The 12886-nt window shown below is 34.4% G+C and carries 14 protein-coding genes; 10 read left to right on the top strand and 4 right to left on the bottom strand.

Annotated features, from left to right (window positions below; all coding sequences use genetic code 11):
* Nucleotides 1-111: 111 nt before the first annotated feature.
* From RE409_RS19765 to RE409_RS19755, 3 genes are all read right to left on the bottom strand, one after another.
* On the bottom strand, nt 112-303 hold the full coding sequence (locus tag RE409_RS19765) for a hypothetical protein (protein WP_309557952.1): 192 nt from the start codon (nt 301-303) through the stop codon (nt 112-114).
* Nucleotides 303-494: a hypothetical protein gene (locus tag RE409_RS19760; RefSeq protein ID WP_309557951.1), complete on the bottom strand. Its 192-nt coding sequence runs from the start codon at nt 492-494 to the stop codon at nt 303-305. Before RE409_RS19760 ends, RE409_RS19765 begins: the two co-directional genes overlap by 1 nt.
* Nucleotides 495-975: 481 nt before the next feature.
* Entirely contained in the window at nt 976-2151 is a 1176-nt protein-coding gene (locus RE409_RS19755) for an MFS transporter (protein WP_309557950.1), read from the bottom strand.
* Between the two features lie 416 nt (nt 2152-2567).
* On the opposite strand from RE409_RS19755, the gene RE409_RS19750 reads away from it, so the two are divergent.
* The 3 genes from RE409_RS19750 (at nt 2568) to RE409_RS19740 (ending at nt 4317) form a co-directional block, all read left to right on the top strand.
* Nucleotides 2568-2693: a hypothetical protein gene (locus RE409_RS19750; protein ID WP_309557949.1), complete on the top strand. Its 126-nt coding sequence runs from the start codon at nt 2568-2570 to the stop codon at nt 2691-2693.
* 278 nt (nt 2694-2971) lie between these two features.
* The gene (locus tag RE409_RS19745) at nt 2972-3196 is read left to right on the top strand and encodes a hypothetical protein (RefSeq protein WP_309557948.1); all 225 of its coding nucleotides are present in this window, start codon (nt 2972-2974) and stop codon (nt 3194-3196) included.
* A 290-nt stretch (nt 3197-3486) separates the two neighbouring features.
* Entirely contained in the window at nt 3487-4317 is an 831-nt protein-coding gene (locus tag RE409_RS19740; protein WP_309557946.1) for an SGNH/GDSL hydrolase family protein, read from the top strand.
* 225 nt (nt 4318-4542) lie between these two features.
* Here the strand turns inward: RE409_RS19740 and RE409_RS19735 are convergent, their stop codons facing one another.
* Complete coding sequence (locus RE409_RS19735; RefSeq protein ID WP_309557945.1) at nt 4543-4854, bottom strand: helix-turn-helix domain-containing protein; 312 nt, start codon at nt 4852-4854, stop codon at nt 4543-4545.
* A gap of 531 nt (nt 4855-5385) precedes the next feature.
* Here RE409_RS19735 and RE409_RS19730 point away from each other — a divergent pair.
* The 7 genes from RE409_RS19730 to RE409_RS19700 all read left to right on the top strand — a co-directional run bounded on the left by RE409_RS19730 (nt 5386) and on the right by RE409_RS19700 (nt 12871).
* Entirely contained in the window at nt 5386-6066 is a 681-nt protein-coding gene (locus RE409_RS19730) for a YveK family protein (protein ID WP_309557944.1), read from the top strand.
* Between the two features lie 29 nt (nt 6067-6095).
* Complete coding sequence (locus RE409_RS19725) at nt 6096-6782, top strand: CpsD/CapB family tyrosine-protein kinase (RefSeq protein ID WP_397444124.1); 687 nt, start codon at nt 6096-6098, stop codon at nt 6780-6782.
* A gap of 147 nt (nt 6783-6929) precedes the next feature.
* A complete protein-coding gene (locus RE409_RS19720) occupies nt 6930-7694 on the top strand; it encodes a tyrosine-protein phosphatase (protein WP_309557942.1) in 765 nt (254 codons plus the stop codon).
* Between the two features lie 408 nt (nt 7695-8102).
* Nucleotides 8103-9923: a polysaccharide biosynthesis protein gene (locus RE409_RS19715; RefSeq protein ID WP_309557941.1), complete on the top strand. Its 1821-nt coding sequence runs from the start codon at nt 8103-8105 to the stop codon at nt 9921-9923.
* Nucleotides 9924-9942: 19 nt separating this feature from the next.
* On the top strand, nt 9943-10836 hold the full coding sequence (gene galU / locus RE409_RS19710) for a UTP--glucose-1-phosphate uridylyltransferase GalU (RefSeq protein WP_309557940.1): 894 nt from the start codon (nt 9943-9945) through the stop codon (nt 10834-10836).
* Between the two features lie 159 nt (nt 10837-10995).
* Entirely contained in the window at nt 10996-12249 is a 1254-nt protein-coding gene (locus RE409_RS19705; RefSeq protein WP_309557939.1) for a DegT/DnrJ/EryC1/StrS family aminotransferase, read from the top strand.
* Nucleotides 12242-12871, top strand: a complete 630-nt coding sequence (locus RE409_RS19700; RefSeq protein WP_309557938.1) for a sugar transferase — start codon at nt 12242-12244, stop codon at nt 12869-12871. Before RE409_RS19705 ends, RE409_RS19700 begins: the two co-directional genes overlap by 8 nt.
* Nucleotides 12872-12886 lie beyond the last annotated feature (15 nt).

Here is a 12886-nt window from a genome sequence, read left to right as displayed (position 1 = left end):
ATTATGTGCAACCATATTAGTTGTGATGGTGTTAAGGCAAGTCGAAACATGAATAAAAAGCCTCCGAGAATCATTCGGTTGCTTAAAAAAAGCCAATACTTTTATATACCATTACTCTTTATTTGCATACATCAATTCGGCACTTCGACTGTAAAGTTCAATAATATTACCGATTGGATCTTCACAATAAATTAAGTAATAAGGATTGTTCTTCCATATATCACATATTTCGCTAGTGTAACTGAGATTGATAGCTGTCAGTGAATTAGAGTTATCGCGAAGTTTCTTCTTATACGAAACCATTAAATTTCACCTTCTTCAATCATCCTATTATACTCCATTTTACTTATTAGCCCTTTTCCATTACAAGTAAGACAGTCCGTATATATATCATAGGCACCTGTACCGTCACAGACGTGACATTTATTATGAGTTACTGGTATTTCCTTTTGTATAATTGAAAATAATTTGACAATATACTTCAAAAATTTCATCCCAAGAACCCCCTTTTTTTCAATCATACTACTAAAAGTTAGGAGACAAACAAGGATTCCAATAAAATTACGAAATACACATAGATTCATTACAAACTTTACATAGAATCAAAAAAATCTTTACCTGAGACGATTCATGGCCTAGTTTATTAGGATGTAAGTAGGGGGAGAGGCACTCTCTCTTCATTGCATGAAAAAAGCCGCCCAAATGGAACGGCCTAAACTTCCTTTTTAAACTTTCTGGAAGTTTGTCTGCATGCATAATTTAATTCACCCAGTTTAAGTTTATGGTAAGATATTTTTCTTTGAAATTCACATTTCATTTTATCATTTAAACAATCCTTAAAAAGGATTTCATAATAGCGTATATTAAATTTATGCCATAACTTTTTCATGCGAATTCCCCCAAAAATGTTCCCTACAAATATTATCGGTTAATGTGGAAAGATTTTTAGATTTTAGAAATGATTCATAGAATACTTCATTTTTTTTTCAAAATCCATAGGTAAGCCAAAATGGAGATCAGAACTGAGATTGCTGCCATTATGTAAATACTTCTATACCCAAACAGATAGCCGATTTGTCCGAAGAGGATGGCACCGAAACCGATTCCAAGATCAAAGAAGGAATAGAAAGTGGCATTGGCCATGCCTTTTCTATTTCGAGCCGCGTATTCAAGTGACCACGCTTGAAGAGCTGGTTGGACAGCACCGAATCCAATGCCGTAAAAAATAGCTGCAATATACAGAATCATGTTACTTGGCATCCAGGCAAGCAGTAGCATCGCCGCTACGATAAAAAGGGTAGATGGAATGAAGACGGCTTGATGTCCTCTTTGATCATAGATTTTGCCAGCGAACATTCGTGTGAAAATAAGAGCTAATGCGTATAGAAAAAAGTAAACTTGAATACCTGTCAGGCCTTTTTCCATTGTATAAAGCGGTAAGAAGGTGGCAATCCCACCAAAAGATACCGTAATGAAAAAAACAAGAACGGACGGAGCAACAGCGCTTTTTTCATAAATATCAAACCTATTAGTTTTAACGGGAACAGAAGGTTGTTCTACTTTCTTATAGGAAATAGTCGAAGCCATGATCCAAGCGGCTAGACTTAATGCACCGCAAAACAGAAACAACTGTTGAAACGTTAACACATCCGCTAAGAAAAGTCCAAATGAAGGTCCAAAAGCCATCGCCAAATTTCCCGATAAAGTGAAGTATCCCATTCCCTCACCACGACGCTTTGCTGGGATAAGATCGGAGGCAATCGTACCTGAAGCGGTGGTCGTATATCCCCAGCCAATCCCTTGAACAACTCTCATTGCACATAAAAGGAAAATACTCATCATAAATCCAAACGAGCCAATCGCTACAGCTAAAAAGGCTAGACCGAAAAGGAAAACAAAACGTCTTCCTTTTGTTTCCAATGCCTGTCCAGCAAAGGGGCGGACAATCAGAGCAGAAAATAGAAACATGCCAGCAACCAACCCAATATACCGTTCATTTCCACCAAGCTCTTTTACAAAAAGCGGGAGGGTAGGGGAAGTCATCTGAAAGGATAAAAAAACAAAGAAGTTAGCTAAGAAAATCATCATAAAATCACGTGTCCAGATTTTATTAGAAACCGGAAGTTCTTCTTTTAACAAGGGTACACCCATAATAGTTATTCTCCTTAATTGATAGTAATTATCATTCTCATTTTACTAAAGTTATAGAGAACAATCTATAAAAATTAGAAATACAAAATAAGTGATCACTATGAATCTAAGTAATATTGACTAATAGTTAGTCTGTAAAATTATTATAGAAACAAAAAATTAGGATGGAGGTCACTTTATATTCAGAATATACTTAATTTAATTTGTGAAAATCAATAAAGATGTTATATTTAGGTAAATAAATAAGAGAATAGATCTACGAGAGGAATGGGTTTTTTAGGTGATAGATAATAGCTCTATATCTTACCTTATATGAAGGTGCTAAGAGGAGACAAAAAGTTTAGCCATGGCGAAGTTCTCTGTTTCGGAAATGATTCAGACCATTATTGGCACGCCTCTTCATAAAAATGTTCTCTTTGCAAAATACGAAAACGGAAATTTTGGAAAAAGTGGCTGAACTAAATGAAGTGTTGAAAGTGGAATCTATTGGATTGAACGTTTTAGTGGGCAAGAAAACACACAGGGATTGTATAGCGGATTAATATTGGATTGCTATTAGATTATGCTTCTGCTTCTGCCTATACAGAATCCTTATGTAGAGTGGAGTTACCTTGTATACCAGTTGTAAGTGTTATCTTTATCGTGCAGCTCTATTGGAAACCAATAATTCTCCTTGAAAAGCAGGGCAACTTTGTAAGAAATTAGGTAGTGTTGTTAAGAGTTCGTATCATTAATGTGAAATTTTAATTAAGGACCTTTTATTTTCCATTTAATAATGTATATTATGATGGGTAAATGAGAGAGATTAAAGGAGTTAATTATGGGTACAGAGATATTAATGGAGAAGGAAGAAGAGACTCTTAATAGTAGAAAGAAACCTATGGTTGTTAAACTAAATTCTGAACAACTTGATGATTTTATACAAAGATTCCCAGATGCCGGAGAGTTTTTTGGTTTAAGCTATCAAATTCATGATGATAAGACGGTCACTTTTAACTATAATTCAGATGGTAGAGTTCTAGAAGTATTGAATTTGGTTAAATGATTGTTACTATGGAGTATCCAGCAGAAATGCTGGATTTTTTTAATCTTAAATATAGGTATATTAATGAAAATTGGTGATTATCAAAGTCGAGAGATGTCGGAATTATTTGGAAAAACATCCTTTATTGCTGTTAGTATGATAGGTATAATTAATAAGAGAAAACAGATATAAATAGAAAATCACAAGCCGCTGCGTAAAGAATAATACTGCTTGCTAGAGTGCTCATAGAAAGCATTCTAATGTTAAGACTTCCATGTCAGTCCGTAACGTTCAAAAATTTGGAGGTAAAGATGAAGAAATATGGTTTATTATTTATGGCTGGAATTTGTTTAGTAGTATTGGTTTTTGGTCATCTTCATTGGAAAAACATGAGTCAGGCAGCGGGGATAGAGGGTAAAAAAGCTGAAGAAAGAATAAAAGAAAAGGAAAAAGAAGATAGGGAAGCTAGTTTAAAACCAGAAAATAATAAACAGCAGTCACTAATAGATTACCTGCATTACAAGTCGCTTACACAAGATAAGGTTATTGTATCCCTTATGGGCAGTAATGGTACTTCAGGAACCGGTGCAAGTAATTCTTCTAATAGTTGGGCAGGACGCCTAGAGAAGAGTCTACGTTCTGAAAGCGCTGAATTGGAAACATTAGGTTTTATCAATCATGGCCAAGAGGGGTATTCAACAAAGGATTTGTTAGAAGGTAAAAAAATTGATGCGGTCATTCATGATAATCCTGATCTGGTTATATTTGAAAACCCCTTGATTAACAATCAATATCAATCGATTAGTTTGGAACAGACAGAAAAAGATTTAAAAAACATCATGTCAAAATTACAAAAAGAGCTACAGAATGCAAAGATTCTAATCATTTCACCGAATCCAGTGGCCAATAGTAAAACAGAGAATAGCTTAGAGCTGAATTATGTGGATTATATTAAAGTTTCTGAGAGTGCTATTAGAAAAAATAAATGGACTTATATGAATAGCATGGAAGGGATTGAAAAAAAACTAAAAGAAGAGAATATGAGATTGGCTGATATATTAACAAATGATAATATCCATCCCAATGATCAAGGACATATCATATGGTTCGAGGTGTTGGACGAATTTATTAAGGGGGAGTAGTGTCACAAATATTTGTATCTCAATTATAAAAAAAGAAATACAGATTATAGAGTTTTTGTGTTGAATGCTTCCATTAGTAGTCTAATAGGGAATAATGAGGGGGAAAGTGGTTATAATCACTTTTCCCTCTCTGGAAATAGTTTGAATCATGAATACTAAGTGGGGCTTTTCGATGTTAATGAGCTAAAAAGAAAAAAGAGAAACCTTAGCATAATTTCTCCATGTTTAACGAACAGAACATTTCCTAACCTCGATAAATTCCCGCATTTCCTTTTTCGATATTCCTGACCTCATAATATCCTTCATGATTTCCTTCCACTCATCATCCATGCTGTGGTCTACTTGTTCATACAAGAGGGCATCAACAGTTATACAAAGGATACTTGCGATTTTTTCCAAAACTAAAATAGTAGGGTTTGTTTGAAGGTTTCTTTCTAGGGAGCTTATATAAGATTTTGCCACTCCGGATTTTGCTGAGAGTTCACTAATTGACATTTTTTTTTCTTCTCTAAGCATTTTAACACGGTAACCTATCATTTATATCACACCTAACCATAGATATAGATATGTATTATTAATTATTAAATATTTTCAAAAAAATACTTTAATAGTTACTAAATTGTATTGTTCTACTATCTCTTTAAGTTTACACAGTTTTTCTCCATTTTTAATGATAAATAGGCACTAAAATACTTGACCCAATCATATGTATAAACAGATTTTCTTGTTTCTATAGGCATTTAGTTAGGGCTTGTTTTTCATAATTATTTCTAATATCATTAGTTCTTAAGGTGGATGTAGTGTTTACTAATATTTACTGAATGCCCGCCTAAAAACCCATTCTTTGAATGGGTTTTTAGGCGGGGGGGTATATGAAATCGCTAAATTGACACAAATAATTGTAATTGTTTCGTTTGGAAAACTATTAAATAATTTTCGAGAGCATTTTTTTATTGAAAAAGTAGTCATTCGATGTAAATTTCATGTAAATTCCCTTGAAAATACATAAATATAGTAAATATTATGCTATAATGCAATAGGTCATTTTTAATATTTTGGGAGGATAATATGGAAGAAACTATTAGTATTAAAGATATTTTTCAAACATTAAAGAAACGTTGGAAGTTAATAACGCTACTGACATTAATTGCCGCGTTGATTAGTGGTGCAATATCTTATTTTTTATTAACACCTGTTTACGAATCATCCACACAGGTTTTAGTTAATCAGAAACAATCGAAGAACCAACTTGATTCAAATCAAATACAATCTAATATTGACATGATTAATACATACAGTGTGATCATAAAAAGCCCTGCTATATTAGAGAAGGTCATTGATGATCTGGAACTAGAACAAAGCGTGGATCAACTTAGTCAAAAAATTACGATTAACAGCCAAGCAAATTCTCAAGTCTTCTCTTTAACGGTTCAAGATAGTAATCCATCCAAGGCAGCCGAAATTGCAAACGCAGTGTCTGGAACATTCCAAAATGAAATCAAAGATATAATGAATGTCGACAATGTTAGCATACTTGCGAAGGCAGAAGTAAAGGAAAATCCTACACCTGTAAAACCATCTCCATTATTGAATATCGCTATTGCGGTGGTAGTTGGGTTGATGGCTGGAATAGGTTTGGCATTCCTACTAGAGTACATGGATAATACGATTAGAGACGAGAAGGATATTGAGAAACTCCTTGACTTGCCATTACTTGGATCCATCCAAAAAATATCGCAACATAAATAAAGAACTATTCAGTGACATGAAGAAAGGAAGTGGGATTTTTGAGAAGTAAAGATGAAAAACAAGTGAATTTAATTGCGCAAACTAATCCTAAATCGCCTATTACAGAACAATATCGAATAATTAGGACAAACATACAATTTTCTTCAGTGGATAAAGAAATCAAAACCATTGTGGTTACTTCCGCGGAGCCTAATGATGGGAAATCGACTACAGCTGCCAACCTAGCGATTGTGTTGGCTCAAGAAGAGAAAAAAGTATTACTTGTGGATGCGGACTTAAGGAAACCATCCATTCATTATGCTTTTAAAATTAGTAATATACATGGGCTTACTAGCGTATTGACAAAGAAAATGGACTTAAGGAAAACTATCTCGAATTCAAATGTTTTAAATTTAGACATTTTAACAAGTGGACCGATTCCACCTAATCCTTCAGAGTTATTAAATTCCAAAGCGATAGAAACAGCTATTAATAAACTAAAAGATACCTATGATTATATCATTTTAGATACACCGCCAGTTCTTGTAGTCACTGATTCTCAAATTGTAGCTAATAAATGTGATGGCGTGATCATGGTAGTAGCAAGCGGCAAGACAAACAAACAAAGTGCAGTAAAAGCAAAAGAACTTTTAGAAAAAGCTAATACTGCATTACTTGGGGTCGTTTTGAATGGAATGGAATCAGATACCAGCAATTATTATTACTCTGAATCCTAAATAAAATAAAATTCGACAAAATAAGACAAATTAATACCCTATTTTATAGCAGTTTTCTATGCTACTATTAACGGGGTATTAATTCCTATCTGATTTCTATGTAATTAAGCCCATTATCCTATTATTTATAAAGGAAGTGTGTGAAATTTGATTGACTTGCATTGCCACATTCTCCCTGGAGTTGATGATGGATCCCCGGATATGCAGGAAAGCTTGGCCATGGCAAAGAAAGCGGTAGAAGCAGGGATAACTGATTTATTTGCCACACCACATCACTTAAATGAGAGATATGTAAATGTGAAGGATAACATTATTGATCGTGTATTTGAGTTAAATGAGTGCTTACAACAAGAGAATATTCCTCTTTCTGTTCATCCTGGACAAGAAGTGAGAATACATAGAGAATTATTTGTTTCAATTGAAAAGGGAGAAGTATTAACGCTTGATAATACCGACAAGTATTTATTGCTTGAACTCCCATCAGGACATGTGCCTACATACACACAAGAACTGATTTATGAGCTTTTGTTAAAAGAGATTACACCAATTATTGTACATCCTGAGAGAAATAAGGAATTATTAAAGAATCATAATCTATTATTTAAATTGGTTAAAGAAGGTGCCTTAACACAGCTTACCTCTGGTAGTATTATCGGTCTCTTTGGTAAAAATATTAAGTCATTTTCAAAAAAAATTATTGAACATAATTTGGCTCATTTTATTGCAACAGATGCCCATAATATTGCCTCTAGGGGATTCACTTTACAAGAGGCCTATGCAGCCATCACAAAAACATATGGAATCGAGCGTGCATTTTACTTCAAAGAAAATGCTGAACAGCTTATTCAGGGGCAAGGTCCTTCTATTGAAAAACCAGTACCGTTTAAAAAGAAGATCTTAGGAATCTTTTAGAATTTTAGTTAATCAGGAAACGCTTTCATTATTATAATATAACCTTCTATTATGTGTAAAGTTTTGTAAGGGTACTTAGAAAAAATAATGGATTCGGTGTAGATGGATTATCCGAAATCCATAGAGAAGCATTAATTTACATAAAACAAGATGCTCCCTTAGTCTTATTAATCCAATTAAATACGACACTGACAAAGACTATTGACTATTAAAAAAAGAAACTCCACAAAAGTGTAACGTTGCACTTTGATAGACATGATTATGTAGAACGAAAACATATTCTGATTATTAAATGAAATTTATATTTTTTTATTACAAAGAAAAGCTTGAGAGCATTATAAGGTCACTGCTTTATGCTGAATTTGTAAGTGATTATCATGAATGCATTATTTAAAGGGGGAAATTTGGTTGGCCTACCGAAATCGACTAACACTTCTGGCGCTATTAGATTCCTTAATTGTATTATCGGCCATTTATGTAAGTTATTTAGTCCTACATCCATATTTAGAAATATTTAAGCTAACAGCACTCTTAGTCAGCTCAGTCTCTCTATTAATTAGCCATCATATTTTTGCTTCTATTTATAAGCTGTATAAAAAGGCCTGGGAGTATGCAAGTATTGGAGAGTTAATATCCATAGTAAAAGCCGTAACCTTATCAGTCATCAGTGTAGTTATCATTCAAATTTTGGTTTTTCAAGATGTGTATGTAAGAGCAATGGCATTAACTTGGATGATGCATGTCATTCTTATTGGTGGTTCCCGTTTCTCGTGGAGAATGCTGCGTGACCGTTTAGTAAATAATCAAATGAAAATCAAAAATACATTGGTAATTGGGGCGGGATCGGCAGGAACTATGGTCGTTCGTCAACTTCGTAATAATCATGATACTGCACTTAAGCCGGTAGCTTTCATTGATGATGATCCGAAAAAAGATAAATTAGACATCTTAGGAATACCCGTTGTTGGCAACTCTAAACATATTCCTGAAATGGTTGAAAAATATCATATTGATAATATTGTCATTGCGATTCCTTCATTAAGTAAAAAAGAATTAAAGGTCATCTTTGATGAATGTGTGAAAACAAATGCCAAAACACAGATCATGCCGATGATTGAAGATATTATGTTAGGAAAAGTAGCTGTTAATCAATTTAAAGAAGTGGAAGTAGAAGATTTATTAGGAAGAGAACCCATTGAGTTAGATATTAATAGTATTTCGAAATATGTAACCGGTAAGACCATTCTAGTAACTGGGGCTGGTGGGTCTATTGGCTCCGAGATTTGTCGTCAAATATGCAGATTCTCTCCTGGAAAACTTATTCTACTAGGACATGGAGAAAATAGTATCTATCAAATTGATATGGAACTTAAAAAATTACATGCTGATCATATTGAAATAATACCTGTTATTGCAGATATTCAGGATCGAGAAAGAATCTTTGAAGTGATGGACAATCACAGACCAAATGTAGTATATCATGCGGCTGCACACAAACATGTTCCACTTATGGAATATAATCCACGAGAAGCTGTGAAGAATAATATTTTTGGTACAAAGAATGTTGCAGAAGCGGCAGAAACGTTTGGTGTAGGGGCGTTTGTGATGATTTCATCTGATAAGGCGGTTAATCCAACAAATGTAATGGGGTCGACAAAACGAATTGCAGAAATGATCATACAGCAGTTAGCAAAATATAGCACAACGAAATTTGTTGCCGTTCGTTTCGGAAATGTCTTAGGTAGCAGAGGGAGTGTTATCCCGTTATTTAAGAGACAAATTCAAACAGGTGGACCAGTAACAGTCACCCATCCAGATATGACGAGATACTTTATGACTATACCGGAAGCATCTAGGTTGGTTGTTCAAGCTAGTTCTTTAGCGCGTGGTGGAGAGATCTTCGTACTTGATATGGGTGAACCAGTTAAGATCGTAGATTTAGCGACAAATCTTATACAACTTTCGGGTTATACAGTTGAGGAAATTGGAATTGAATTTTCCGGAATCAGACCTGGTGAGAAGATGTATGAAGAACTATTAGGGGAGAAAGAGGTTCATAGTGAAGCTGTGTTCCCTAAGATCTTTATTGGGAAAGCAGTTTTGGAACAGGAAGAGGAAATACAGTACCTTCTAAGCGCACATGATACTCTATCTTCAATAGAACTTAAAGAATTCGTTATAAATTTAGCTAATAGGAGAAAGAACAACATTTTCTCAGTAGTGAAATAGATTTAAGGAGGAATAATAATTGAAGAAAGTCAGAAAAGCAATAATTCCTGCAGCAGGTTTGGGTACTCGGTTTTTACCTGCCACAAAAGCAATGCCAAAAGAGATGCTGCCAATTGTTGATAAACCAACGATTCAGTACATCGTGGAGGAAGCCGTTGCATCAGGAATAGAAGATATAATCATCGTAACTGGAAAAGGCAAACGTGCAATTGAAGATCATTTCGATTTTGCTCCAGAACTTGAACAAAATCTAATGGAAAAAGGAAAGTCAGAATTGCTAAATAAGGTACAGTACTCTACTAACCTTGCTAATATTCATTACATTAGACAAAAGGAGCCTAAAGGATTAGGTCACGCTGTATGGTGCGCACGTAAATTTATTGGGGATGAGCCATTTGCCGTACTTTTAGGTGATGATATTGTACAGAGTGAGACCCCATGCTTAAAGCAGCTGATTAATGAGTATGAAGAAACAAATCATTCTATAATTGGAGTTCAAACTGTACCTAATGAAGAAACTCATCGATATGGAATAATAGATCCTGCTTTTCAAGATGGACGACTTTACCAAGTTGAAAATTTTGTAGAAAAACCAACATTAGGAACAGCCCCTTCCAATTTAGCAATAATGGGACGCTATATTCTTACTCCTGAAATCTTCAGTTTTCTTGATCAGCAGGAAGCTGGTGCAGGAGGAGAAATTCAGTTAACAGATGCGATACAAAAGTTAAACCAAATTCAACAAGTTTTTGCTTATGATTTTGAAGGAAAACGATATGATGTTGGGGAGAAGTTGGGGTTTGTGAAAACGACGGTAGAGTTTGCTCTACAGAATGAAGAAATAAAAGATGAGTTAGTAGAGTTTTTAGAACAAATGGTTAAGAATATTTCGTCGCAAAAGATCAATGCGTAGGAATCCCTGTCTTTCATGAAAAAAAGGAATCCTTTACTATCATTTTGGACTCGGTCAATGTTTTATCTGCCATCTTCCTTGGATACTTTATTTTGAATCCTTATAAGAAGCATTTTAATTCAGAAAAACCTAAACTTTAAAAAAGCGAGGAAAACTAAAATGATTGACTATAAATTGAGAAATATACCCTTCTCTCCGCCAGATATTACAGATGGCGAAATTGAAGAAGTTATAAAAGCAATGAAGTCTGGTTGGATTACAACTGGACCTAGAACAAAAGAGTTTGAAAAAAGAATAGCTGAATTTGTTGGGACAAATAAAGCTGTTTGCTTAAATTCCGCAACAGCAGCTATGGAGCTTACTCTTCGTATTTTAGGAATTGGCCCAGGAGATGAGGTCATTACATCGGCATATACATATACAGCATCTGCTTCCATTATAGATCATGTAGGTGCAAAAATTGTACTGGTTGATACCGCTCCAGATTCTTTTGAAATGGATTATTCACAACTTGCTGATGCGATTAATGAGAAGACAAAAGCGATTATTCCAGTTGATATAGCTGGAAAGATGTGTGATTACGATGCGATATTCGAAATAGTGGAGAGTAAAAAAGAACTGTTTAAGGCTAATAATGAACTTCAAGAGTTATTTAATAGAGTAATTGTAATGACTGATGCTGCTCATGCTTTTGGAGCTGAGAGAAAAGGTAGAAAAAGTGGTCAAGTTGCTGATTTTACCTGCTACTCTTTCCATGCAGTAAAGAATCTGACAACGGCAGAAGGTGGTGCAGTTGTTTGGAGTAATGAACTTGGATTAGATGATGAATGGCTTTATAAGCAATTCATGCTATACAGTCTTCATGGTCAATCTAAAGATGCATTTGCGAAAACTCAAAAAGGCGCATGGGAATATGACATTATCTATCCCGCATACAAGTGCAATATGACCGATATTATGGCTGGGTTCGGTTTGATACAGTTAAATAGATATGAAGGACTGATGGAAAGACGTAAAGAGATTATTGAGATGTATGATAAAGTACTTTTGCCTTTAGGTATTCAAAGCTTGCAACATTATGGCGAGGACTTTTCTTCATCAGGTCATCTATATCTAGTGAGGATACCTGGTATTGGGGAAGCTGAGAGAAATGAAGTAATCGTAAAAATGGCTGAGGCGGGTGTTGCATGTAATGTCCACTATAAGCCATTGCCTATGTTTACGGCTTATAAGAATTTAGGATTTAATATTAAGGATTATCCTAATGCTTTTGATGTTTATAAGAATGAGATTACATTGCCGCTTCATACACTACTTAGTGATGAGGATGTGGAGTATATTATTGAGATTTTCATAAAAAATATTAATAAAGTCTTAAGTATTGATTCTCTAGTGAGGCAACGCAATGTATAAGATCTTTTTTAAAAGAGTAATTGATTTAATTCTAGCAGTAATTGCCCTGCCATTTTGGCTAATTATCTTAGCTATTGTTAGTTCGATTATTTACTTTCAAGACAAAGGGCCAATTTTTTATAATGCACCAAGACTTGGTGAGAACGGAAAAGTATTCAAGATGTATAAATTCCGTTCTATGAAAGTGAATGCTCCGGATATAAGAAATAAAGATGGCTCTACATTTAATGCAGAAAATGATCCTAGATTAACTAAAATAGGTAAGTTTATTCGTAAGACAAGTTTGGATGAAACACCCCAGCTTTTAAATATTATTAAAGGAGACATGAGTATTATTGGACCTAGACCAGATTTGCCAGAACATGAAGCGCTATACGAGGGTAACGAAAATCGTAAGTTAGAGGTTAGACCTGGTGTAACTGGTTTTAATCAAGCGTATTATAGGAATACTGTACCATGGAAAGAACGTATTCAACACGATATTTACTATATTGATAACCTATCCTTATGGCTTGATATAAAAATATTCTTTAAAACTGCGGTATCAGTATTGAAGCGTGAAGATGTATTTGTTTCTGAAAATAGTAAAAAGTCAAGTGAGAACAAAAGAATAGGCGTGTAGGGGGTAAGAGAATAA

This window comes from Peribacillus sp. R9-11, assembly GCF_031345095.1.
Classification (GTDB): Bacteria; Bacillota; Bacilli; order Bacillales; family DSM-1321; genus Peribacillus; species Peribacillus butanolivorans.
The sequence above is the reverse complement of the archived record's forward strand: the minus strand, read 5'-3'. Positions and strand labels throughout refer to the sequence as shown.

Bases quoted from the DNA above. Each gene is read 5' to 3' on its own strand.
- RE409_RS19745 (WP_309557948.1), top strand. From the start codon at position 2,972: ATGGGTACAGAGATATTAATGGAGAAGGAAGAAGAGACTCTTAATAGT.
- RE409_RS19765 (WP_309557952.1), bottom strand. From the start codon at position 303: ATGGTTTCGTATAAGAAGAAACTTCGCGATAACTCTAATTCACTGACA.
- RE409_RS19730 (WP_309557944.1), top strand. From the start codon at position 5,386: ATGGAAGAAACTATTAGTATTAAAGATATTTTTCAAACATTAAAGAAA.
- RE409_RS19740 (WP_309557946.1), top strand. From the start codon at position 3,487: ATGAAGAAATATGGTTTATTATTTATGGCTGGAATTTGTTTAGTAGTA.
- RE409_RS19700 (WP_309557938.1), top strand. From the start codon at position 12,242: ATGTATAAGATCTTTTTTAAAAGAGTAATTGATTTAATTCTAGCAGTA.
- RE409_RS19755 (WP_309557950.1), bottom strand. From the start codon at position 2,151: ATGGGTGTACCCTTGTTAAAAGAAGAACTTCCGGTTTCTAATAAAATC.
- RE409_RS19705 (WP_309557939.1), top strand. From the start codon at position 10,996: ATGATTGACTATAAATTGAGAAATATACCCTTCTCTCCGCCAGATATT.
- RE409_RS19735 (WP_309557945.1), bottom strand. From the start codon at position 4,854: ATGATAGGTTACCGTGTTAAAATGCTTAGAGAAGAAAAAAAAATGTCA.
- RE409_RS19760 (WP_309557951.1), bottom strand. From the start codon at position 494: ATGAAATTTTTGAAGTATATTGTCAAATTATTTTCAATTATACAAAAG.